Source organism: Nocardia sp. CWNU-33, from assembly GCF_046764895.1.
GTDB lineage: Bacteria > Actinomycetota > Actinomycetes > Mycobacteriales > Mycobacteriaceae > Nocardia.
The window spans coordinates 20,518-43,891 of the sequence record NZ_JBKOQN010000007.1 but is presented as its reverse complement, the minus strand read 5'-3'; the positions used below and the strand labels follow the sequence as shown (position 1 = coordinate 43,891).

Annotated in this window: 21 protein-coding genes; 9 read left to right on the top strand and 12 right to left on the bottom strand. The window is 65.9% G+C overall.

Annotated elements, in window-relative coordinates; translation table 11 throughout:
* The first annotated feature begins 56 nt into the window (after window positions 1-56).
* The 3 genes from gndA to ACLMAL_RS11395 all read left to right on the top strand — a co-directional run bounded on the left by gndA (window position 57) and on the right by ACLMAL_RS11395 (window position 3,649).
* The gene (gene gndA / locus ACLMAL_RS11405; RefSeq protein ID WP_328399477.1) at window positions 57-1,502 is read left to right on the top strand and encodes an NADP-dependent phosphogluconate dehydrogenase; all 1,446 of its coding nucleotides are present in this window, start codon (window positions 57-59) and stop codon (window positions 1,500-1,502) included.
* Between the two features lie 229 nt (window positions 1,503-1,731).
* Window positions 1,732-3,045, top strand: coding sequence for a hypothetical protein (locus ACLMAL_RS11400; RefSeq protein WP_411999030.1), 1,314 nt, complete (start codon window positions 1,732-1,734; stop codon window positions 3,043-3,045).
* A gap of 217 nt (window positions 3,046-3,262) precedes the next feature.
* Window positions 3,263-3,649 (top strand): helix-turn-helix domain-containing protein, encoded by a 387-nt coding sequence (locus ACLMAL_RS11395; RefSeq protein WP_411999029.1) that lies wholly within the window; start codon window positions 3,263-3,265, stop codon window positions 3,647-3,649.
* A gap of 46 nt (window positions 3,650-3,695) precedes the next feature.
* On the opposite strand, the gene ACLMAL_RS11390 is transcribed toward ACLMAL_RS11395, so the two are convergent.
* Together ACLMAL_RS11390 and ACLMAL_RS11385 are read right to left on the bottom strand one after the other, a co-directional pair.
* Window positions 3,696-4,289 (bottom strand): ClpP family protease, encoded by a 594-nt coding sequence (locus ACLMAL_RS11390; RefSeq protein ID WP_328399471.1) that lies wholly within the window; start codon window positions 4,287-4,289, stop codon window positions 3,696-3,698.
* Window positions 4,286-4,894: a ClpP family protease gene (locus tag ACLMAL_RS11385; RefSeq protein WP_411999028.1), complete on the bottom strand. Its 609-nt coding sequence runs from the start codon at window positions 4,892-4,894 to the stop codon at window positions 4,286-4,288. Before ACLMAL_RS11385 ends, ACLMAL_RS11390 begins: the two co-directional genes overlap by 4 nt.
* A 250-nt stretch (window positions 4,895-5,144) precedes the next feature.
* Between ACLMAL_RS11385 and ACLMAL_RS11380 the strand changes: the two genes are divergently transcribed.
* The 4 genes from ACLMAL_RS11380 to ACLMAL_RS11365 all read left to right on the top strand — a co-directional run bounded on the left by ACLMAL_RS11380 (window position 5,145) and on the right by ACLMAL_RS11365 (window position 10,387).
* Window positions 5,145-6,146 carry an NAD(P)/FAD-dependent oxidoreductase gene (locus tag ACLMAL_RS11380; RefSeq protein WP_411999027.1) on the top strand — a complete coding sequence of 334 codons (1,002 nt, stop codon included), beginning with the start codon at window positions 5,145-5,147 and terminating at the stop codon, window positions 6,144-6,146.
* Entirely contained in the window at window positions 6,146-7,363 is a 1,218-nt protein-coding gene (locus ACLMAL_RS11375) for an MFS transporter (RefSeq protein ID WP_411999026.1), read from the top strand. Before ACLMAL_RS11380 ends, ACLMAL_RS11375 begins: the two co-directional genes overlap by 1 nt.
* Window positions 7,364-7,952: 589 nt before the next feature.
* Window positions 7,953-9,326, top strand: coding sequence for an FAD-binding oxidoreductase (locus ACLMAL_RS11370; RefSeq protein WP_411999025.1), 1,374 nt, complete (start codon window positions 7,953-7,955; stop codon window positions 9,324-9,326).
* Window positions 9,323-10,387, top strand: coding sequence for a sulfite oxidase (locus tag ACLMAL_RS11365; protein WP_411999024.1), 1,065 nt, complete (start codon window positions 9,323-9,325; stop codon window positions 10,385-10,387). Before ACLMAL_RS11370 ends, ACLMAL_RS11365 begins: the two co-directional genes overlap by 4 nt.
* Here the strand turns inward: ACLMAL_RS11365 and ACLMAL_RS11360 are convergent.
* Window positions 10,374-10,571, bottom strand: a complete 198-nt coding sequence (locus ACLMAL_RS11360; protein WP_411999023.1) for a hypothetical protein — start codon at window positions 10,569-10,571, stop codon at window positions 10,374-10,376. The two genes, ACLMAL_RS11365 and ACLMAL_RS11360, sit on opposite strands and share 14 nt — an antisense overlap.
* 79 nt (window positions 10,572-10,650) lie before the next feature.
* Between ACLMAL_RS11360 and ACLMAL_RS11355 the strand changes: the two genes are divergently transcribed.
* Window positions 10,651-11,370, top strand: coding sequence for a DsbA family oxidoreductase (locus ACLMAL_RS11355; protein WP_411999022.1), 720 nt, complete (start codon window positions 10,651-10,653; stop codon window positions 11,368-11,370).
* A gap of 74 nt (window positions 11,371-11,444) precedes the next feature.
* Here the strand turns inward: ACLMAL_RS11355 and ACLMAL_RS11350 are convergent, their stop codons facing one another.
* Complete coding sequence (locus tag ACLMAL_RS11350; RefSeq protein ID WP_411999021.1) at window positions 11,445-12,089, bottom strand: class I SAM-dependent methyltransferase; 645 nt, start codon at window positions 12,087-12,089, stop codon at window positions 11,445-11,447.
* A gap of 259 nt (window positions 12,090-12,348) precedes the next feature.
* Between ACLMAL_RS11350 and ACLMAL_RS11345 the strand changes: the two genes are divergently transcribed.
* Window positions 12,349-13,659: a class I SAM-dependent methyltransferase gene (locus ACLMAL_RS11345; protein ID WP_411999020.1), complete on the top strand. Its 1,311-nt coding sequence runs from the start codon at window positions 12,349-12,351 to the stop codon at window positions 13,657-13,659.
* A gap of 298 nt (window positions 13,660-13,957) precedes the next feature.
* Here ACLMAL_RS11345 and ACLMAL_RS11340 read toward each other — a convergent pair whose 3' ends face one another.
* The 8 genes from ACLMAL_RS11340 to ACLMAL_RS11305 form a co-directional block, all read right to left on the bottom strand.
* Complete coding sequence (locus ACLMAL_RS11340) at window positions 13,958-15,214, bottom strand: cytochrome P450 (RefSeq protein WP_411999019.1); 1,257 nt, start codon at window positions 15,212-15,214, stop codon at window positions 13,958-13,960.
* An 84-nt stretch (window positions 15,215-15,298) separates the two neighbouring features.
* Window positions 15,299-16,591 (bottom strand): dihydrolipoamide acetyltransferase family protein, encoded by a 1,293-nt coding sequence (locus tag ACLMAL_RS11335; protein WP_411999018.1) that lies wholly within the window; start codon window positions 16,589-16,591, stop codon window positions 15,299-15,301.
* 18 nt (window positions 16,592-16,609) lie between these two features.
* Window positions 16,610-17,593: an alpha-ketoacid dehydrogenase subunit beta gene (locus ACLMAL_RS11330; RefSeq protein ID WP_328412947.1), complete on the bottom strand. Its 984-nt coding sequence runs from the start codon at window positions 17,591-17,593 to the stop codon at window positions 16,610-16,612.
* A gap of 41 nt (window positions 17,594-17,634) precedes the next feature.
* On the bottom strand, window positions 17,635-18,681 hold the full coding sequence (gene pdhA / locus ACLMAL_RS11325; protein ID WP_411999017.1) for a pyruvate dehydrogenase (acetyl-transferring) E1 component subunit alpha: 1,047 nt from the start codon (window positions 18,679-18,681) through the stop codon (window positions 17,635-17,637).
* Window positions 18,682-18,692: 11 nt separating this feature from the next.
* A complete protein-coding gene (lpdA, locus tag ACLMAL_RS11320) occupies window positions 18,693-20,141 on the bottom strand; it encodes a dihydrolipoyl dehydrogenase (protein ID WP_411999016.1) in 1,449 nt (482 codons plus the stop codon).
* Window positions 20,142-20,318: 177 nt separating this feature from the next.
* A complete protein-coding gene (locus ACLMAL_RS11315) occupies window positions 20,319-21,494 on the bottom strand; it encodes a PucR family transcriptional regulator (protein WP_411999015.1) in 1,176 nt (391 codons plus the stop codon).
* 41 nt (window positions 21,495-21,535) lie between these two features.
* Entirely contained in the window at window positions 21,536-22,162 is a 627-nt protein-coding gene (locus ACLMAL_RS11310) for a biliverdin-producing heme oxygenase (protein ID WP_411999239.1), read from the bottom strand.
* 15 nt (window positions 22,163-22,177) lie between these two features.
* Window positions 22,178-23,320, bottom strand: coding sequence for a polyprenyl synthetase family protein (locus ACLMAL_RS11305; protein WP_411999014.1), 1,143 nt, complete (start codon window positions 23,318-23,320; stop codon window positions 22,178-22,180).
* Window positions 23,321-23,374: the final 54 nt, after the last annotated feature.

Sequence of the window (23,374 nt, the reverse complement as noted above, 5' to 3'; positions counted from 1 at the left end):
CGAACAGCTTCGCGCGGTCACGCACATTGCACCTGTCGAACGAAGAGAGCGGATTCATGGCGACCTCTACAGCGCGCGCACAGATCGGGGTTACCGGCCTGGCAGTCATGGGCAGCAACATCGCCCGAAACTTCGCCAAGCACGGCTATACAGTGGCGCTGCACAACCGCAGCGTAGCCAAGACCGACGCCCTGCTCGAGGCGCACGGCGACGACGGCGACTTCGTGCGCACCGAGACCATCGAGGAATTCGTCGCGGCGCTGGAGAAGCCGCGCCGGGTGCTGATCATGGTCAAGGCGGGCGATCCGACGGACGCCGTCATCGAGGAGCTCGCGGCGGCCATGGAGCCGGGCGACATCATCATCGACGGCGGCAATGCGCTCTACACCGACACCATTCGCCGTGAAGCGGCCATGAAGGAACGTGGACTGAACTTCGTCGGCGCGGGCATCTCCGGCGGCGAAGAGGGCGCGCTCAACGGTCCCTCGATCATGCCCGGCGGCCCGAAGGAGTCCTACGACTCGCTCGGCCCGCTGCTGGAATCGATTGCGGCGCAGGTCGACGGCACGCCCTGCTGCACCCACATCGGGCCCGACGGCTCGGGGCACTTCGTCAAGATGGTCCACAACGGCATTGAGTACGCCGACATGCAGCTGATCGGCGAGGCCTACCACCTGTTCCGCGATGCGCTCGGCTTCGGCGCCAAGCAGATCGCCGAGGTGTTCACCCAATGGAACTCCGGCGATCTGGAGAGCTATCTCGTCGAGATCACCGCCGAGGTGCTCGAACAGGTCGACGCGAAGACGGGCAAGCCGCTGGTCGATGTCATCGTCGACGCCGCCGAGCAGAAGGGCACCGGCCGCTGGACGGTGAAGGCTGCGCTCGATCTCGGGATTCCGGTGACCGGTATCGCTGAAGCGGTGTTCGCGCGGGCGCTGTCCGGGTCCAGGGCCCAGCGCAAAGCCGCGGTCGGCCTCGCCTCCGGCAAGCTGGCCGATAAGCCGACCGACGTAGCGCAATTCACCGAAGACATCCGGCAGGCGCTCTATGCGTCGAAGGTCGTCGCCTATGCGCAGGGCTTCGATCAGATCGCCGCAGGCAGTGTGGAATACAACTGGGACCTGCACCCCGGCGACCTGGCCACGATCTGGCGTGGCGGCTGCATCATCCGGGCCCGCTTCCTGAACCGGATCAAGGAGGCCTACGACGAGAACCCCGCCCTGCCGAGCCTGATCCTCGCTCCGTACTTCCGCGAAGCGATCGAAACGGCCATCGACAGCTGGCGGCGCGTGGTCTCCACCGCAACCCTGCTCGGCATTCCGGTGCCTGCATTCGCCTCGTCGCTGTCGTACTACGACGCCCTGCGGGCCGAGCGTCTCCCGGCCGCACTCACCCAGGGCCAGCGCGACTTCTTCGGTGCACACACCTACGAGCGCATCGACGCCGAAGGCAAGTTCCACACCCTCTGGAGCGGTGACCGCAGCGAAGTCTCGGCCGACTGACACCAAGCCGATATCGACAGCCACGACCGGCGTGCGGTAGCCGCCCACGCCGGTCATGCTGCGGCGCAAGACTTCAGCCGAGAGCGTCGGCACCTGCCTCGCGTCGAACCAGCCGGCTGCTGCGGATCCCAGCCTTGGCAAGCCCGACGGTTGCTCAGCTCGCGCCGAGGCTGTAGAAAACGGTGCGGCGCGCGGGATCTCGTGTTGCCTTGCCTAGCGGAGTGGTGATGTGAGCTTCTGGATCGACGTACCTGCCGAGACCGATGAAGAGCGGGTGGCGGCCTGGCGGCGGCAGCTCGCGCCGTTGGTTGCAGATGTGTTCGCCACCTATTCGGCTGGGTTCTTCGCCGACTACTCGCCGGAGTCGTTGGCCGAATTGGAACAGTTCGTCCTTGCGGCACTACCGGATCCGGCCATCATGAAGGAACCCTCTGCCCTACCCGTCGTCAAGGCCGCCGTCGGGTACCTCGGCGAGACGCTATTGCGAGCAGGTGGCGGCGAGTGGCTCTGGGGGCAGGGAAAATACGCGGGCATGCCGTGTGTCGCGCTCGAAGCGGACGCTGCGCAGCTGGCTCCCATGGAATACGTCACCAAAGCCGTCCGCGTTCGCGACGGCAACCAGTTCACCCGGCTGTGGTCGCGCGTCGAGGCCGGGCATGGCGCCGACTCCGCAGATCTGCTGCTCACGTTGGTCGAGACGATCGTGCAGAACCACGGCTATTCCTACACAATCGAATCCGACGAATTGCTGTTGTCGGGAAACGGGGCGTCCGACTCGGTGCTGCCGTTGGACAATCTGCGCCGCAAGGTCGCCGCGGAGCCGCAGGACCAGTGGCCCGCCTTGGTGGCGGATCATCTGAGCACGATGTTCGCCGAGCTGGACGTCACGGCGACGGACCCGCTCGACCTGGACGACTTCGAACGGATACGGCCACTACTGCGGGCACGGATGTACCCGGAGGATATGGCGGACGTCGGTATCCCGGTCGTGACACGAACCCTTGCTCCTGGACTCGCGCAGCGGGTGGTGATCGATCAGGTCAATACGATCGTCGCGGTCACCTATGACCGCCTGTCCCACTGGCAGATTCCGGAACAGGACCTGTTCGAGCTCGCGGAGGACAATACCCACGACGACGGACTTCTCACAGTCGAAGATCTCGAAGACGAAGACGGCGAGCGGATCTTCGGCCTCTATGGCTCAGGCGACTATGCCAGCGCACATGTGCGCTGGCTCGGCGCGTATCCAGTGGTCGGACACTGGGGTGCGGCATTCGTGGTCCCGTGCGAGGGCACGGTCTTTATTCACCCGCTCAATGGCACGGACGCCTATGTCACCGTGGGCACGCTGGCGAAAATGGCGATGGTGACGCACGCCGAGCGGCCTTCCCCCGTGAGCCCGTCGGTCTATTGGTGGAACGACGGCATCATCGAACTCGCTGCCGAGGTTCGCGAGTCCGGTGACGAGCTCGAACTGCACGTCTCGGCGGAATTTCAGGAAGTGATGGAGCAGATCGCCGAATATGCCGACGGCCCGGGCTGATACGTAGCCGAACGATGTCATCGCCCCAGCCTGCTCAATTCCCGGCCGAGGTGGATCAGCCGAGCTGGATGGATCGGCGGGGCCTCGGCACCGTGGCCGACCGATTGACCTGACCCGACAGCGGTCGCGGCAGTGGGCCGAACATCGTCGACAGAGTTCGTACGCCCAGAGCGTAATAACTAGGCACACTGGGCCGAGGTGGCCTTACGCTCTGACTATGACCGAGCATCCGAGACTGCACTCGATCCCCGGTGGACGCGACGAGCAGCGTCGACAACCGGAGCAGCAGTCCGAACGGGAGCCGCTGTGGCGTGAAGTGCTCGGACAACAGTTACGCACGCTTCGACAGGACCAGCGCGACACCATCGCCGAAACGGCAGGACGTGCCGGCGTCTCACCGCAATACCTGTCCGAGGTGGAGCGTGGTCGCAAGGAACCCTCGAGCGAGATGATCGCCGCGCTGGCCGGGGCTCTCGGCACCACCCTCGGGGGACTGACCGAGCAGGTGGCCGACGAACTGCGCGCTCATCGCCGGCTCACCCTTCTCCCCCGGTCCACACCGCGGTCGGGCACCGGGCCGACAATGCTGGCGCTCGCGGCCTAGCCACTCCTGATCATCTGGTGTCGCAGGGCAATTCAGCGCCGCCGAGTCAGGAGCGCGCTTCCAGCAGGCGGTCGACGAGACCGTAGTCGACGGCGGCCTGCGCGGTGAAAACTCGATCGCGGTCCGTGTCGTGCCGCAGCCGTTCCGGCGGCTGTCCGGTGTGCTTGGACAGGATGGACTCGATCTCCGCGCGCATCCGCACGAGCTCGTCGGCCTGCAATATCAGGTCGGGAATCGCACCCTGTCCGCGTGAGGCGGGCTGGTGTAATACCACTCGGGCATGCGGAAGCATGGCGCGGCGGCCGGGCGCCCCGCCCGCCAGCAACACCGCACCGACGGCGATGGCCTGACCGACGCAGGTGGTCTGCACCGGTGCGCCGATGTGCTGCATGGTGTCGTACACCGCGAGCATCGCAGACAGGTCGCCGCCCTCGCAGTTGATGTACAGGTTGATCTCCTGCTCAGGTGCCTCCGAATCCAGATGCAGCAGCTGTGCGATCAGCGCATTCGCCACACCCGAGTCGATCGGCGTGCCGAGGTAGACGATCCGCTCGGCGAGCAGGTGCGAGTAGATGTCGGTGATCCGCTCACCGCCGCGCGGATGCTGCGCGATGACATTGGGAATCGTGTAGCTGGTCATGCCGAAATTCCGATCCGCTGGCGTTGGGGCACGATCTGCCCGAACGAGTCGACAATGTGGTCGATGAAGCCGTACTCCTTGGCCTGTGTCGCGGTGAACCAGCGGTCGTGCAGCGAATCCTCGTAGATCCGATCGAAGGGCTGCCCGGTGTCCTCGGCGATGATGCCGAGCACGGTGTCCACCGTGTACCGCAGGTCTTCGGCCTGGACCTCGACGTCGACCGCGCTGCCACCGATGCCGGCCGAGCCCTGATGCATGAGCACCCTGGCGCGCGGCAAGGCGAAACGACGCCCTCTGCTGCCGGAGGACAACAGGAATTGCCCTGCACTGCATGCCAATCCGAGTGCGAGCGTGGACACCTCGCACGGCACGAGCCGCATGACGTCACGGATCGCGAGCATCGTGGGCACCGAGCCGCCGGGAGAATGAATCCACAGCGAAATACCTGCCTCCGGGTCCTCCGCGGCGAGCGTGAGCAGCTGCGTCATCAGCAACGTCCCGTTGTCATCGTCGAGCGGACCGTCGAGCACGAGTATGCGGCGGCTGAGCAGTTGCTCGCGAGCTCGCCAGCTGAACATTCGAGTGTTGTTGTCGTCGTGAGCCATACGTCCACCGTGCCGCACCGACAGCCCGAAAAGCGGCTCGCGCTGCCGTGAGCAGATCTGCCCACAGCAGCGACGACGAGCTCGCCCCGCGGAGCAATCTGCTCGATCACGGCATCGACACTCGGTTGCTCTTCCATGAGATCCAGTCAATCAATGTGTCCCGGATTTCGATCAATGTGTCCCGGATTCAGCAACAGTTTTTGTTGGTTTCGGGTGGCATCCCTGATGCTCCGGTTCGGAGGTGATCCGAATGGACGCAACAACGGATACAACGAACAACTCAGTGTCAGAGGTGTTTTGGGACACAATCATTATCGGTGATGGGGCTGCTGGGCTATCAGCCGGCGTCGTACTCGCGAGAGCACAGTTCGCGACCTTGGTCGTTGATGGTGGTCCGCCCCGGAACGCATCTGCCGACCACATGCACGGGTACCTGACACGCGATGGCATGTCGCCGAGCGAGTACATCACGGCGGGAAAAGCCGAGTTCACGGCGTACGGCGGGTCGCTCGTGCGGGCTTCAGTGGTCGACGCGCAGCGCAAGCAGGACGGCACGCTCGAGATGCGGCCGGCCGACGGGGACGCATTGCGGGCTCGGTCGGTGCTGGTCGCAACCGGGATGACCGACGATCTCCCTGACATCCCGGGGCTATCCGAGCGATGGGCATCCGAGGTGCACCACTGCCCGCACTGCCACGGCTACGAAGTGCGGGGCAAGACGATCGTCGTGATCGGCAGCACTATGGCGACGGTATCGACGCATCTGGCAGCACTGATGCGCCGCTACAGCTCATCGGTAACGTTCTGCCTCAACGGCATAGAACTCAGCGATGCGCAGCGGCAGCGCCTCACGGCATACGGCGTGCGGTTGATCGACGGATGGGTAACCCAGGTCGTGACAAGTACCGGCACCGCGACCCGAAACCTCGTCGGGATCGAACTCGACAACGGCGAAATCGTCCCGTGCGAAGCCATCTTCGTCGCTCCTCGCCCAAAACCGCATGACGCGATCTTGACCGCACTAGGCGTGGCCCCGGACCCGGTCAGTGGATTTCTTGCCGTCGACGCCCAGGGTGCCACCGAGATCCCCGGGGTCTGGGCAGCCGGGAACGTGGTCAACCCCCGAGCCCAGGTCATCGCCGCCGCTGGCGCGGGCTCGACTGCCGCCATCAGCATGACCGGTTGGCTGTTGGAACAAGACCTGTCCGCTGCGGTCGCTCGAGACGGGCTCGAAGTTGGGGGTGTTTGCTGATGGCCACCACCGTAGAGTCGTCCCGGACCAGTCGCTCCGACAGGCTGCCTGCCGGGGTGTATCTGCTGGGTTTCAGCCTGTTCGCGATGGGCAGTGCTGAATTCCTGATGGCTGGAGTCCTGCCCGCGGTCGCCACCGATCTCGACGTCGCGCTCTCCTCAGCCGGAATGCTCATCACCGCGTTCGCGTTAGGCGTTGTCTTCGGCGGGCCGCTTTTCGCCGTGTTCAGCCTCCGCTGGCCACGTCGCACCGCCCTGGTTGCCACCCAGGTGGTCTTTGCCGTCAGCATCATCGTCGGCCTGCTGGGCAACTACCAAGTCATGCTGCTCTCCAGGGTCGTTTCCGGACTCGCCTACGCCGGCTTCTTCGCTGTGGCGTCGGTGACCGCGATCAGCTTGGTAACCCCGGACCGCAACGCTCGCGCGTCCGGCGTCGTGGTCAGCGGCCTCAGCGTAGCCATGGTCGCCGGTGGTCCCGCCGGGACGCTGCTCAGCCACTTCACCGAATGGCGCGGAGGATTCTGGGCCGTCGTGGTCCTGACCCTCGCTGGAGCCATTGCCTGCGTAGTCGGACTCCCCGCCGGCACATCGGCCACCGACCCGGCCACCGGGTCGAGCCTGTCGCGGGAACTCGCCACGATGCGGAACCCATCGCTGTGGGGCGTATACGGGATCACCATCCTGACCACCGCGGCGCACATGATCTCGTTCAACTATCTCGCGGCCATGCTCGCCGACATCACTGGTATCCCTGAGGTCTGGATCCCGGCCATCCTGACGCTCTTTGGGGTGGGCGCCTTCATCGGTCTTTCCATCGGTGGCAGGATCTCCGATCAGCGCCCTCACTTCGCACTGATCACCGGCGCGGTCGGCGTTGTGATTCTGTCGGTCGTCATGGTTGTCGTGATCGAGCAGATCTGGGCAGTGGCGCCTGCGGTGTTCCTGACAGGTATCGCCGCATTCGTGCTCAACCCCGCCCTCTACGGGCGCGTATTCGCCATCGCGGCCGATGCCCCCACCATCGCGGGCGCCACAACCGTGTCGGCTTTCCAGCTGGGCATCAGCATCACACCCGTGCTAGCCGCCGCGACACTCACACACGGTGCCGCTCTCACCTCGGTGTACTTGATCGGAACCGCTCTCGCCGCAGCCGCTGTCCCGCTCATCCTCCTTGACCGAGCACGACAGGCACGATCAACGGCAACGGGCAACAGCTGACATCACCCACCGCCTGAACAACCAACTGTCCAGCGCGTGACAAGGTCGCCACAGCCGGTTGGGACTCGATAGGAGACAGCAGTGACGCACCGCAAACGCCCCGCTCGGTATTGAAGGCCGCCGACGCCTGGTCCAGCGATGCAAGACCCGACCGATCGCCCACGTCGTCGCAGAGATAGAAACTCCTGTACGTGTGCATCGAAACCTTGCGTAGGTGAATTGCCCGAACGGGCTGCATGAAATACAACTAGGCCCCAGCTGGACACAGATGAGCTGGGGCCTAGCCTTGTCGCGGTCATCTGCCCACAGCAGGCGTCGGCACATCGAACGCAAGAGGAAGCGGGCTTTCAACTCCTCGCGCCGCTCGAGTCCTATACTTAGCTACCTCCGTCACTATCGATGGACGCAAACGCGGGTCGGGAGATCGGCGAGATTCTTATTCGATAAATGCAACCAGCGGCGAGACCCCGGAACGCAGACGAGCGCTTCGACCTTTCACCGAATTCCGAATCGCGACAAGCGATTTCGGCCGAATTTTCGAGCAGTGCCGAAGCTTACGCGCCATTCGCCGCACGATAGGGGAATATCGATGGGCACGACATTGCAAGAATTGCGCGAACTGGTGCGCGCACCTGTCATTACCGCCGACGATCCGGGTTACCACGAGGCACGCACGGTCCACAATGGAATGTTCGATCGCCGTCCGCTGGTCATCATCCGACCGGAGCAAGTCGCCGACGTCGTCGCGGCAGTGAACTTCGCGCGCGACGCAGGACATGATCTCTCGATCAAGGGCGGCGGGCACAGCGCGCCCGGATTCGGTACCAACGACGGCGGCGTCGTCATCGACTTGTCACTGATGCGCTGGGTGCACGTCGACCCGAGGTTTCGCACCGCACGAGCCGGGGCCGGGGCAACCTGGGGCGACTTCAATTACGCGACACACACCTATGGGCTCGCGACGACCGGCGGGATCGTGTCGACCACCGGCATTGCCGGGCTCACCCTCGGTGGTGGTATCGGATATCTTTCCCGCGCATACGGATTGACGATCGACAACTTGCTGTCGGCCGATGTGGTCACGGCCGACGGGCAGGCACTGACCGCGAGCCCGACCGAGAACGAAGACCTCTTCTGGGCGCTGCGCGGCGGCGGTGGCAACTTCGGCGTCGTCACGTCGTTCGAGTACCGGCTACACCCCGTCGACGAGGTCTACGTCGGCCTGTTCTTCTACGAACTCGAGCAAGCAGGGGCACTGCTGCGCTTTTTCCGAGACTTCATCCCCGTCGCGTCCGAAGCCTACGGCGCATTTCCCGCCTTCCAGATCGCTCCGCCGCTGGAGTTCATCCCCGCCGACCGGCACGGCGACACGCTCTGCGCCGCGATCGTGCATTGGGCCGGACCGCTCGACAAGGGTGAAGAAGCGATGCAGCCGTTCCGAGACCTGGCGCCCAGAGTCGGCGAAATGGTCGGGCCGATGCCCTATCCAGCCCTGAACACCGCGTTCGACGCGATCTTCCCCAAGGGCATCCGCAGCTACTGGAAAGGCAGCTTCGTCACCGAATTGACCGACGCTGCCATCGAACAACACCTGATCTACGGCCCGAAAGTGCCCGAGGTGAGCGCGACGATGCATATGTACCCGATCAACGGCGCCTGCCACCGAGTCGCGGCAGCGGACAGCGCATTCCCCTATCGCAACGCGACGTTCGCGACCGTGATTCTGGCCTCCTGGCAAGATCCCGCCGACGACGCAGAGCGCATTCAATGGGTTCGCGATTACTACAACGCGACCGCACCACACTCCGAGCCCGGCGGCTACATCAATTTCATGGACGACGACGACCGGTCCCGCGTACCCGAGAATTACGGCGGGAATTACCAACGGCTTACCGAGGCCAAACGAACCTATGACCCGCACAACCTGTTCCACCTCAATCAGAACATCGGCCCGGGCACATGACCGAGCTCATCTCGCGTGCAGAGGGCGTGCGGTTCGACGAGCTCGCCCTTGCCACGCGCAACCATGGCATGCCGCTGGAAGGCATGCGCTACGACATCACGCCGATCGGCCTGCACTACTTGCTGATTCATTTCGATATACCCGAGGTCGACGCATCGACCTGGCGGTTGCGCGTCACCGGAAGCATCGAGCGAGAACTCGACCTGTCTGTCGAAGACATCAGATCCCGGCCCGCGACGACGACGACGGTCACCCTGGAATGCGCCGGCAATGGACGCACCGCGATGGACCCGCGCAACGTCAGCCAGCCCTGCGGACTGGAGGCGATCGGCACCGCATCGTGGACGGGCACACCGCTGAGCGGCGTCCTCGACGAATGTGGTGTGCGAGACGGGGCGGTCGAGGTGGTCTTCACCGGCGCCGATCGCGGTTTCCAGGACAACGTCGAGCACAACTACCAGCGCTCGCTCGGCATCGGCGAATGCGGTCGACCCGAAACGCTGCTCGCGTACGAGATGAACGGCGCGGCGTTGCCGCCGCAGCACGGCTTTCCGCTGCGGCTGCTCGTGCCCGGGTGGTATGGCATGACGAGCGTCAAATGGCTGCGAGAGATAGAGGTCGTCGACCAGCCGTTCACCGGGTTCCAGCAAACGTCGGCCTACCGCTATCAACAGCACAATCACGATCCCGGGGAGCCCGTATCTCGAATTAGAGTGCGTGCGTTGATGATTCCACCAGGAATTCCGGACTTCCAGACCCGGCGGCGCACGGTCGAAGCGAGCGCCGTCACGATTCGCGGTCGTGCGTGGTGCGGCACGGCCCCCGTGGCAGGCGTCGAGGTCGGCATCGATGGCGTGTGGCAGGAAGCTCTACTGGGTCCCGCGCCCGCCGAATTCGCCTGGCGCGGGTGGAGTTACGTGTGGGACGCCAGCCCTGGTGAGTATCTGCTGAGCTGCCGCGCCACCGATGCCGATGGCGGTATCCAGCCGACCGCATCGGTGTGGAACCTCCAGGGCATGGGAAACAATCTGATTCAGAGCGTCGCCGTCACGGTCCGCTGATCAGCGGCAAGAAAGCAGCAGCTTCTTCCGCGCCTTGCCCATCGCCTTTCGCGCGATACCTCGACGACGTGCATCCGGCGCGGGCGTTGCGGAATGCCAGGGGGTCTTCTACGAAGGCGGTGATCGACTCGGTGTCGGCGATGTCACCGACGACGTAGACGACCACCCGCGGCGCACCGATCACGGCCGCGTCACGGATGGCGGGAACAGATGCGGTCGCCGAGATGTTGCCAGATGGTGGCCGGGGGCGACGACGAGAGAGGATGACCGTGCAGGTCGAGATCTGGACCGATATCAACTGCCCCTTCTGCTACCTGGGGAAAGCGCGCTTCGAGCGGGCGTTGTCGGAGTTCGCGCACCACGACGACGTCGAGGTGGTGCATCGTTCGTTCGAATTGGATCCGACGCTGTCGGCCGACGAATCAGGTCCGGTGATCGCGAAGATCGCGCGCAAATACGGGATCAGCGAGGCGCAAGCGGCGGCCAATGAACGCGGCATCGGCGCCCAGGCCGCCGAGCTCGGTCTGCCGTACCTGACCGAGGGGCGCGACTACGGCAGCTCCTTCGATATGCACCGGCTGTTGCACCACGCGCTGGCGCAGAGCAAGCAGGACGAGCTGCTCGACGCCCTCTACCGCGCGAACTTCGCGGAGCAGCAGTCCTTGTTCGGCGACCACCAGCGGTTGGCCGAGATCGCAATCGGCGCCGGCCTCGACGAAACGGGCGTCCGCGCGGTGCTCGCCGACCCCGATGCCTACGCCGACGCGGTGCGCGCCGACGAACAGGAGGCAGCGCAGCTCGGCGCCACCGGTGTCCCCTTCTTCGTCATCGACCGGAAGTACGGCGTCTCCGGCGCCCAGCCATCCACGGTGTTCGCCCAAGCTCTCGATCAGGCATGGGGCGATCGTGAACCCCTCGTGCAGATGGCCGGCGGTGCGGACGTCTGTGGTCCCGATGGATGCGAGCTGCCCGCTCACGATTGAACTGCGCGACAGCCGAATCCGGATCGCGACGCAACAGCGCACCCGGGCGGCTTCCACCGCGGAATAGTTCGCCGCTAGCCGGCCGGGGGCTTGCGCCAGACCAAAATATAGCGCCAGAAGAGCAAGCGGCGGACGTCTGCGCCGGGCAGGACCGCAGTCGCCTCGTCGCGGACTTCGCGCGTCGTCAGGGACGGGTCGAGCACGACGGGCATCTCCCCATGCGTGGGTTCTCGTGCGTACCAATCGCCTCCGCTCGTGGCCCTGGCCGTAGCAAATACCGCGGCGAATACTCGCTGCGCGGCGAATGCGGCGAGCTCGATGGGGAGTTCGCGGGGCAGGTCGGTCCTGGGCAGTGCGATCGCGGCGAGCACCCCGCCGGGGCGCAGCGCTGCCGCCATACGGGGCAACGCTTCCGCAAGCGGCATGTGGTGCAGCGCGGCCACCGAGAAGACCGCGTCGTAACGCCCTTCGGGGACGATGTCATCGCGCAGGAAGTCGGCGCGCACACATGTGACATTGTCGGGCACCGTGCGTTCGGCCGCCGCGATCATCTCCAGCGAGCGGTCGAGCGCATCGACGTGGTGCACTCGGGCAGCGAGCGCAGTGGCGAAAGCGCCTGCGCCGCAACCCACATCCAGCACATCCGCACACGGCGTCGGGAGGTGACGAAGCAAGGCCCGGTGGTAGTACGCGTTGTGGTCCCAGGCGAATCGGCTCACCCCGGCAAGCCTAGTGTGCGTGCGAGCCGGCCTCCAGGCCGATCAGGACACCGCGCGGCGGAAACACGTTCTCGGCGACGAATGGCGATGCACCCCCCGCTACTGCGTGCCGTTCCGGTCGTCGACATTCCGCTGGGCGGCGGCGGTCGCCGCTGCTCGGCACCACCTGTGTAGTTGCGTCCATGAATTGACATATCTGTGCGGCTCTTCTGCCGAGTCGGTGTTCACCTGAGCGGACTGCGCGGGCCATAGTGTTCATATGGGCCACCAGGCAACAGTCGCCGACGTGTTTCGACCTTTGCTGCGCGCCGCACTCGGGCCCCGACCGGCGATCGGGTTCGAGTTCTGGGACGGAAGCACAATCCATCCCGCGGGCGAGTATCCGGGCACGATGCGCGTGCGATCCAAGGACGCGCTCAGCCACCTGGTGTGGGCGCCGGGCGAACTCGGTCTCGGCCGCGCTTTCGTCTCCGGCACCGTCGATCTCGACGGCGACCTTTTCAAGATCCTTCGATCACTGCAGTCGACGGCGCCCCGCGACGCCCGCCTCGGTCTCGACGCCGCGTGGAAAGCGATCGGCGCGGCGCGGCAACTCGGCGCGCTCGGTCGACCGCCGCAACCGCCCCCCGAGGAGGCACGACCGCGGCGCGGGAAACTGCACACCACACACCGCGATGCGGCGGCGATCAGCCATCACTACGACGTCGGCAATGACTTCTACCGGTTGGTGCTCGGGCCGAGCATGACCTACTCCTGCGCACGGTTCGCCGCAGCAGGCGACGACGGTCGCGGCGGCGCGGATGCTGCGCTGTCGCTCGAAGATGCCCAGCGCGCCAAGCACGACTTGATCTGCCGCAAACTCGGTCTGGCCGAGCAGCGGGGGATGCGGCTGCTCGATGTCGGCTGCGGCTGGGGCTCCATGGCGATGCACGCAGCCTCGATGTACGGCGCGCAGGTGGTCGGTGTCACGATCAGCAAGGCGCAGGCCGATCTCGCGCGCGAGCGCGTCGCCGAGGCGGGAATGTCCGCGAGCGTCGAGATCAGACTCGCCGACTATCGCGAACTCCGTGGCGAGACATTCGATGCCATCTCCTCGATCGGCATGTTCGAGCACGTCGGAACCGAGCGCGCCGCGGCGTACTTCGACACCCTGCGCACCTTGCTTCGTCCTGAAGGACGGCTGCTCAACCACGCGATCTCCTCGGCCGGCGGGTCCACCATGCGTAGCCGCTCCTTCATCGGACGCTACGTCTTCCCGGACGGCGAACTCCTCGATGTCGGCGAGGTCGTGCTGGCCATGGAGCGCGCGGGCTTCGAAGTGCGCGATGTGGAGTCGCTGCGCGAGCACTATGCGCTGACCCTGCGCGCCTGGGTGGCCAATCTGGAAGAGGCTTGGGATCAGGCGGTTTCACTGGTCGGCGAGGGCCGCGCACGGGTGTGGCGGCTCTACATGGCGGCCTCGGCCCTCGGCTTCGAGGACGGCGGCCTCGGCATCCATCAGGTGCTCGCCGTCGTGCCCGATGCACAAGGACATGCCGGTATGCCTGCGACCCGACGCGCCTGGGGCTGACCCCACCGCTCGAGGCGATCGTCCGACCGATCGGTGATTCGGGTCCGAACCGATCGAGGTGGATGCCGCAGTCGGCAATGCCTGCGCTCCCGCGCCGGACATCACCGCCGAGCGCAGGGTGGCCGGTGGGGCATCCTTCCTCCAGTAGGCCCAATTCCGGATGGGCGCGGTCGCGGTATCGATCAACCGTGCCACTTCTGCACCCCACGCGCTCATCCCTCCCCCAGTACGGCCGCTCCCGCCGCTTCGGGTGATTCGACGCTCGGCAGACCGAACCACCACCTGTCGCGGTGGCGCGCTACACCTCCGGTAGCGGCGGTGCCGGCGGGAAGACGACCGGTAGCGCGGTCAATGCCCGGTGGAACGGGCCAGGGCGCCAGGTCAAGTCGGACAGCGATCCGGCTAGTCGGATCTCTGGCAACGCGTCGAGGAGTTGGTCGATGGCGTCCTGGGCGATCATGTAGGCCATCGAGCTGGCGGGACACACGTGCGGACCTGCGCCCCACGCTAGGTGAGACCGGTTGCCGGAGTGCTGGTCGACGCTGATCTCGGGATCGTTGTTGCAGGCGGCCATGCTGATGACGACCGGTTGATGGGCAGGCAGCCAGATGTCGTCGATCAGGATCGGTTGTCGCGGAAAGCTGATACAGAAGTTCGCCATCGGCGGATCGGTGAACAGCACTTCATCGAGGGCGTCCCTGGTCGAGAGGCTACCGCCGAGCACTTCGCTGCCGAATCGCTCGTCGGTGAGGATCAGCAGCAGGGTGTTGACGATCAGATTCTGCTGCGGTTCGATGCCCGCGCCGTAGAGCGTGGCCAACTGGTGCACCATCTCTGTATCGCTCAGACCGGAAGAGTGCTGCACCATCCGCGTGGTGACATCGTCGCCGGGTTCGGCGCGTTTGAGCTGCGTGAGCTCCAGCAGCGCACCGACGAGCATCTTGTTGCCACGGTCCGCGTCGACACCTTCGAAGATTGCCGCCATACCGGTCGCGGCCTGCTGTGCGATCTCGGCCGGACAGCCGAGCATGGCGTTGAGGACCGCGAAGGCGAGTGGAAACGCATACCCGCGAACCAGATCCGCGGACCCCGCCGTACAGAACGAATTGATCAGCGGGGTCGCGATCTGGGCCACGGTGTCGTGCAGCCAGTAGGGATCGACCTTGTCCAGACCCGCGGTGTTGGTTTGCCGATAGCGGATGTGCTCGTTGCCGGCATTCCGCAAGGCGTTCGGCCGCCACTGCATCATCGGCAACACCGGGCAGCCGGTGGGAATGTCCTGCTGCCAGATGCGCGGGTCGGCCGGGAAATGGTCCTCGTCGTTGAAGATCCGAAGCGCCGTGTAGTACCCGACTACCAGGGTGGCGGGCACACCCGGCGCCAAATCCACCGGCACCAAAGACCCATATCTCTTCCGCATCTCGCGATAAGCGCCATGCGGGTCTGCCGCGAACTCCGGCGAATACAGCGACGCCCGTGGGCCATCGGTATCGATCGGCGAACCGAGCTGCGCGCGACCAGAGGGGCCGGGCGCGGAGGACGGGGGCATTGTCATCGGAGGAACTCCAGGCGGTTGAACAACAAAGCCCAGTGAGCCTAGGCAGCTACCGACGGGTATGCACCCGGAATCATTCCCCGTTCAGGTAACGATGCGGAGTGGATGTTCGAGTAGACCTTTCAGTTGCTGGAGGAAGGTGGCGGCCGTGGCGCCGTCGACCGCGCGATGGTCGGCCGACAGTGTTACTCGCAGAATCTTGCGACCGACGACCTGACCGTCGAGCATTTGCACCTCGTCCGCGGCGGCGCCGACGGCAAGGATGGCCGCTTGGGGTGGGTTGATCACGGCGGTGAATTGTTCGATGCCGAACATGCCGAGGTTGGAGATCGTGAAAGTGCCGCCGCTCATTTCGTCCGCGCGCAGCTTGCGGGCGCGGGCTCGTTCTGCCTTGTCCCGGCTCTCTGCGGCGATCTCGGAGATGCTCTTGCGGTCGGCATCCCGGATGACGGGCACGACAAGCCCGGCCGGGATCGCGACGGCCACCCCGATATGAACGCCGTTGTGCCGCAGCAGCTTGTCCCCCGCGTAGGAGACGTTCACCGACGAGTCGGCACGCAGTGTCGCGGCCACTGCCTTGACGATCAGGTCGTTGACACTGACCTTTCCGGCGCCGGCGATCCGCAGTGTCTCGTTGATGTCGGCGCGGAAGGCCAGCAGGTCGGTGACGTCGATGGCGCTGGTCAGGTAGATGTGCGGCGCCTGTTGCATGCTCTCGGTGAGGCGTTTGGCCGACACCTGCTGGACGGTGGTGAGCGACACTTCCTCGAAATCGTCGTATCCGGCCGGAATCGCTTGTGCAGGAGACGATTCGCTTGCAATCACACCCGCGGCCGCGACAGCCGTCGCCGCGGTGCCGGCGGACACAGCGATACGCTGCGCGGCGGAATCCACATCCTGTCGAGTGATCCGACCGGCGGGGCCGGTCCCGGTCACGGCGGCCAGGTCGACGCCCAGTTCGCGTGCGATCTTGCGAGCGAGTGGCGAGGACTTCGGGCGGCCACCCTGACCGGCCGCCATCGAAGTCTCCTGTGTACGAACGACTTCGGCCGTCGATGCTGCCGCAGCAGCGCCGTCGGTTGCCGATTCGGTCGGCACGGGCGGAGCGGACACCGGCGGAACGGATTTCGCGATCGACCCGGTACCGTCCCCGATCAGCGCGATCGGGTTCCCGATGGAGACACGGGTTCCCGGCTCGGCCAGGATCTGTTCGAGCACCCCGTCGTCGTAGGCCTCCAACTCCATGAGGGCCTTGTCGGTCTCGATCTCGGCGAGGACGTCACCGCGGGTGACCTTGTCGCCGACCTGTTTGAGCCAGGCGACGACGACGCCCTCCTCCATCGTGTCGGAGAGCCGCGGCATGGTGATTTCTGGCATGTTGTCGTCCTCGGGTTCTCAGCGGCGGCGGCCGACGGCGGCGAGCGTTTCCAGCGCCGCCGTGTGCAGGGATTCGGCCGACGGCAGCGCCGCCTGCTCGAGCGATTTGGCATACGGCAGTGGCACTTCCGCTGCGGCAACCCGCCGGACCGGTGCATCGAGGTAATCGAAGGCGCCATCGGAGATGGTCGCCGCGACCTCGGCGCCGATCCCGTAGGTCAGCCAGTCGTCTTCCGCCACCACGGCACAGCCGGTCTTGCGCACCGAGGCCACGATGGTCTCGCGATCGAGCGGACGCAGACTGCGCAGATCGACAACCTCTGCGGAGATGCCGGATTCGGCCAGCCGCTCGGCGACCTGGGTGGCGATCGTCGCCATCCGCGAGTAGCCGATGAGCGTGATGTCGGCGCCCTCGCGGGTGACCGCCGCCTTGCCGATCTCCGCAGGCGGAAGGTCGTCCGGCACTTCACCTTTGGTGTTGTAGAGCGCGAGGTTTTCCAGGAAGAGCACCGGGTCGTCGTCCTCGATCGCGGCCCGCAGCAGGGCGCGGGCGTCGGCCGGGGTGCTCGGGGCGACCACTTTGAGACCGGGCACGAAGGCGTAGTAGAGCTCGATGTTCTGCGAATGTGTCGCGCCGAGTTGCTGACCGCCGCCGCCAGGGGTGCGGATGACCATCGGCACGCTGGTCTGCCCGCCGAACATGCCGTAGATCTTGGCGGCATGATTGACGATCTGGTCCAGCGCCAGCAGCGAGAAGTTGATCGTCATGATCTCCACGACCGGGCGCAGCCCCAGCATCGCGGCGCCGACCGCGGCGCCGACGAAACCCTCCTCGGCGATCGGAGTGTCGCGCACGCGCTTCTCGCCGAATTCGGCGAGCAGGCCCGCGGTGATCTTGTAGGAGCCTTCGAAGACGCCGATCTCCTCCCCGATCAGGAAGACGTCCTCGTCGCGTTGCATTTCCTGGCGCAGGGTTTCGCGCAGCGCTTCGCGATAGGTGATGACAGGCACGGTTGTCCTTTGCGTTTCAGAAGAGCGTGCGGTCAGAAGAGCGGATCGGCGGGCAGCCTGCGCGACTCTCCCCCCACCACCGGCGTGGCGTAGGTGTAGTCGAACAGGGTCGACGGGTCCGGGTGCGGGCTCGCGTCAGCGAAAGCCACCGCCGCGTCGACCTCGGCCTCGACGGCCGACTCGATAGCCGCAACATCGGATTCGTCCAGAACGCCTGCGTCGATCAGTTCCCCGCGCAACCGCACCACCGGGTCGGATTCGCGGGCGGCCGCAGTGTCCTCGCCGCTGCGGTACTTCGCCGGATCGACCACCGAGTGCCCCTTGAGCCGGTAGCTCACCGTCTCCAGCAGCGCCGGTTTTCCCTCGCGCCGAGCGGTTTCCAGCAGGTCCCTGGCAATATCGCGGACGGCGAGCACATCGGTGCCGTCGACCTGTTCCCCGCGCATCCGGTAGGCGGCGGCACGCTTGTACAGGTCGGGTTCGGCGGAGGATTTCTCGACCGTGGTGCCCATCCCCAACTGGTTGTTGATCACCACGAACACGACCGGCAGATTCCACAGCGCCGCGATATTGAGGGATTCGTGGAATGCTCCGATATTCGTTGTGCCCTCACCCATTTGGCACACCACCACGTCGTCCTCGCCGCGGTAGTCGATGGCGAGTGCGGCGCCGACCGCGAGCGGAAGCTGACCACCGACGATGCCGTAGCCACCGAGCAGGCGGGTAGCGGTGTCGAACATGTGCATCGAACCGCCCCAGCCTTTGGACGTGCCGGTAGTGCGACCGTACAGTTCGGCCATCACCCGGCCGGGCTCGATGCCTTTCGCGAGGGCGTAGCCGTGTTCGCGATAGTTGGTGAACAGGTAGTCGGTGGGCCGCATTGCCGCGCCGAGGCCGACGACGGTGGCTTCCTCACCGAGATTGAGATGGCAGTAGCCGCCGATCTTGGCCTGGGAGTAGCCCTGGGCGGCGCGTTCTTCGAAGCGCCGGATGAACATCATGTCGCGCAGGTAACCGCGCAGGGTGTCGGGCTCCTCGACGGCGAAAGCGTTGGGAGCGCGGTCGATTGTTTCGGTCACGGTGATCCTCCTCAGCGCTGCCGCGGCGCGATGTGCACGGGCAGGCCCAGCGCGGTCAGCGCGGCCTCCATCCCGATCTCGCCGAGGGTGGGGTGGGCGTGGATGGTGTCGGCAAGTTCGTCGAGCGTCGCCTCGAGACTGATCGCGAGAGCGCCCTCGGTGATCAGGTCGCTGGCCGACGGTCCGATGATGTGGACGCCGAGCACTTCCTGATACTGCTTTCCGGCAATGATTTTGACGAAGCCTTCGGTGTCGCCGAAGGTCTTGGCGCGACCCAGCGCCGCGAAGGGGAACCGCGCGGTGACGATCTCGTGTCCGGCCGCGCGCGCCGCGGCCTCCGTCAGGCCGACACTGGCGATCTCGGGGTGGGTGAACGTCGCGGCGGGGATGGCGGTGTAGTCGATGTGGCTGGCGTGTCCGGCAATGACATCGGCCACGGTGAGGCCCTGGTGCGAGGCGACGTGCGCGAGCAACGCCCGGCCGGTGACGTCGCCGATCGCGTAGACGTGCTCGACGCCGGTGCGCAACCGATCGTCCACCGGAATGAATCCTCTTTCGTCGGTGGCGATTCCGGCGCGGTCGAGTCCTAGGTCGGCAGTGTTGGGGCGACGTCCGACACCGACGAGCACGACATCGGCGTCGAGTTCACGCGCGTGCTTGCCTGTCACCGTGACCCGCAGCGCCTCGCCCTGCGCGATCGAGGCGACCGTTGTTCCGGTCAGCACCGAGATGCCGTGCTTCGTGAAGGACCGGCCCAGGGCAGCGCCGATGTCGCTGTCTTCGGCGGGAACCAGGCGGTCCTGCATTTCCACGATGGTGACGTCGCTGCCGAAAGTGGCGAACAGGCTTGCCCATTCGGCGCCGACGGCGCTGCCGCCGACGATCACCAGCCGGTCCGGAACGGTCGTCAGACCGAACGCGCCGTCGGAGGCGATCACCCCGGGCAGGTCGGCTCCTGGCACAGGCAGGCGCGCGGGCACGGATCCGGTGGCGACGATGATGTCGCGTGCGGTGAGCTGCCGGATCGCCGCGGTGGGCGCGGCCGCGTAGCGTGGGCCGCCGGGACCGATCGGGGACGGACCGACCTCGTGCACGTCGACGGTGGTCGGTCCGGTGAAACGAGCGTGTCCCTCGATGACGGTGACACCGTTGGCCGCGAGCAGACCGGCGACCCCGTCGGTGAGCTCCTTGACGATGCCGTCCTTGCGCTGCCGCACGGCAGGAAAGTCGAACCGCACGTTGTCGGCGTACACGCCGTAATCTGCTGCGTCCTTGACTGTTTGGAACACCTCGGCCGATCGCAGCATTGCCTTCGTCGGAATGCAGCCCCAGTTCAGGCACACTCCCCCTGGTCGCTCCTTCTCCACCAGGCCCACCGACAGGCCACGCTGGGCCGCACGGATGGCGGCGACATAGCCGCCGGGCCCGCCTCCGATCACCAGCAGGTCGAACTCCGGCACTCGTGGTGCTCCTCAATCTCGAATGATTCGACTACACCGAGGTTGTGGCATAGGTCGTTTCGATCGAGTCTTACCGGACCGGAATGCACATACAATGCCTTCGAAGCCCAGCAATCGGGCCGCGAAATTGGGCGCTGCGCCCAATCCACCTGCTCCCGGATCGGTGTGTAGGCGGGGTCAGTCAGTACGTCCCGTCAGCTCGAGCGCCGACAATGCGAGCGAAAGCTCGAGATAGGCGCGCTGCCCGTCGACCGGGCGACCGATCAGGCCGGAGACGCGCTGCAGGCGGTTGAGCACGGTGTTGCGGTGGCAGTGCAGACGGATCGATGCATTGGCCGCCGAACAGTTTTCGGCCAGCCAGGCCGCGAGGGTCTGCAGCAACACGTCGCGTTCTCGCGGCGGCAACTCCAGCACCGGGCCGAGCGTGCGGGCAACCAGCAGTCCGGTCAGATCCGGGGAGTTCACCAGCAGGGCCTCGGGATAGCGCTCCTCGAGCGACACCAGCTCGACCGCACCCTTGGGCAGCGTGTCCATGGCGATTCGAGCCAGCGCGTGGCCGCTGTCCACCTGGGCAAGCCCGGGCACCGCGGGCGACGACGCGGCCCGGCCGCGGATGAGGGGACGCAACGGGTCGAGCACGGCGGCGATGTCCCGCTGTTCCAGCGACACCAGCCCGATCATGCTGTCGACACGGGTGTGCCACACCGAGCGGATGCCCAGTGCCGCCAGGACGGTCTCGGGCCCGACCAGCGCGGGCCGGCCGTCTGCCCTGACATCCGCTGCCAGCACCAGATAAGCGCCGTGCACGGGCAGCTCGAGCTCACGGGCCGCCCGCGCGGCGAAGGTGGCATCCTGGGCGCGCCCGGCCAGCAGATCCTCGATCAGCGCATGCCTGCGTCGCTCATCCCTGCGCACCTGCTCGAGCTCGGTGTTCCGATACGACGTGGACAACGCCGAGGACAACCCGTCGATCACCGTCCACATGGCGGTGCCGGCTTCGCGGATCTCGTGCGGCTGCGAGCCGGCGCTTTCGGCGTTGTCCAGCAACGCTTCCCACACGATCCGTCCGCCGAGCCGGAAGGTGCGCAGCATCGCTTCCAGCGGCACACCCTGTTCGGCGCGATGTCGGCCGATCGAGGCGGCGACGTCGTCACGTTCGGGATCGGTCGCAGCACCGCTGAGCAGTTCCAGGATGCGCGTCAGGTAGCGGCGGCAACCGTCACGCAGGTCCGCGCGCGGCACCGAGGTGTAGTCGGTCCATTCCGGGTTGTCGGTGAAGATCGCCGCCAGCAGGCGACGGGTGAGCACCGGAATGTCGGCGATGCATTCCGCGGCGAGCTTCCGTGTGCCCACCGTGGATAAAGCGGATCGAGGCGCTCCCATATCGATCGACGCTACTCACCGGGCATCGATTCTTCGCGATCCGGCCGCGACAGCGCGGCCAGCGTGTCAGCTATCGCCCGGTAGCCCGTGTCCGCCGCCCCCAGCACCGCCTGCTGCACGGGTGCATCGATGACGACGTCGTTCATCCGTGCAGCGAAAGCGGCCCAGCGTTGCCGGTCGCCGCTGTTGTAGTAGGCGAGGCCGCGACCGTCCACCAATCCGAACGTCGCCCGGACATGTGCGGTCAGCTCCAATCCGCCCATCGTGGACCCTTCCATCACATACAGGAACCCGAGCGCCGCGGCGGGAGCCGCGGTGATCCGGTCGGAGATCAGCGCCGCGAACTGTGCTGCCACGGCGACGGCCGTGACGTCGTCGGACACGGCATCGAAGAACTCCAAATCCTGTTCCAGCAGCGGCACTTTGGCAAGATCGGAGCGCCACACCGCGGTCACTGTCGGGTCATCGCAGCCGGCCAGCCCGGTCTCCAGGGCGCCGAGGATGATTCGGTAGGCCCGCAACTGGCCGACATAGCAGCTCAGCGGCAGTGTCCTGCTCAGGAGTTCGAGGTTGAAGGGTGTCGCCTCTAGCGTGTTGTGCCAGGCGCGGGTTTCGGCACGTAGCCGTTGCATGATCATGGTTGCCACGTCGCGCTACTCGTTCGAGTACTGGGCACGAACGGCGTCGTGCAACCGCTCCATGACATGACCCTTGCGATCGATCGTCATGTCGAAATACGTTGCGCTGTCGGTCGATCGGCACAGTTGATGAATGCGGCTCTTGGCCTTTTCCTTGAGGTCGACCGCCTGTGCTGCAAGCTCGACCAGCGTCGCACCGAACCCGGGGTGGCCGAGGGTGAAGGTCTTCAACCGCTCGCCGACCATGTCGGCGCCGAGCTCGGAGAGCGCGGGTTCGGCGCCGAGCAGTTCGAGGCACACCCTGTTGGTCAGCCCGTCGAAGTCCTCGTGGGTGTTGGCACCGCCGAACTCGGGCACGAAATCGGTGAGGTCGTTGAAGATCTGGCTTGCCAAGCCCAACTGCCGCATGGCGTCGTCGAGCACGGTCAGTTCCTCCTCCGGCACCCGCAGCGCGGTCGCGGCCGCGTTGAGCGGCATCCGGAACAGGGTCGAGGTCTTCAACGTCGCGACCGACTCCCAGAACTTCACCCGATCGCTCACCTGTGCCGCGACGATCTCGCGCCGGACCTCGGCCAGCCGGGTGGACATGTCTATCGACTGACCGATGAAGCCGTTCTCGACGGCCTGCACGAGGTAGCCGACGACGGCAGGGGTTTGCGTGTGACGCAGCGCCGCGAGCACCATCCAGGCTCCGGTGTTGAGGGCGAGCGGCACTCCGTGGGTCGCATGCAACGCGGGCTCGCCGTAGCGCACCGCACTGCCGTCCTCGATATCGTCGAGGACGACCGCGGCCTTCAAAAGAATTCGAACCGCCACCGCTACCCGGCGGATGACCGCCAGATCGGCGGCCGCCTCGCCGGTACTCGCGAAACCCCGGTAGTTGCGGAAGACCCAGTACACGATCGACGGCCGAAAGCCCGGACCGCCTGCCGGACGCAGGGCCTCCTGCCCCACCTTCGACCCCAATGCGTCGGTGATCGGGTCGTGGAATGCTTGCCGCAGCGCGGTGTCCAGTTCCCGTGGCCCGTAGGCAGCGCCTACCACCTTCGATGCCGAGACCGTCAGTTCGGCGAGAAACACTCGGAGATCGGTCTCCAGCAGTTCCGAGTCGCCGCGCACGAAGGCGCCCACCTGCGTGTCATTGTCGACGGCTGTCATCTCTGGCCTCCTATCGTCCGGACCTGCCCGGAAGCCCGAGGTGGTCCGACTCCG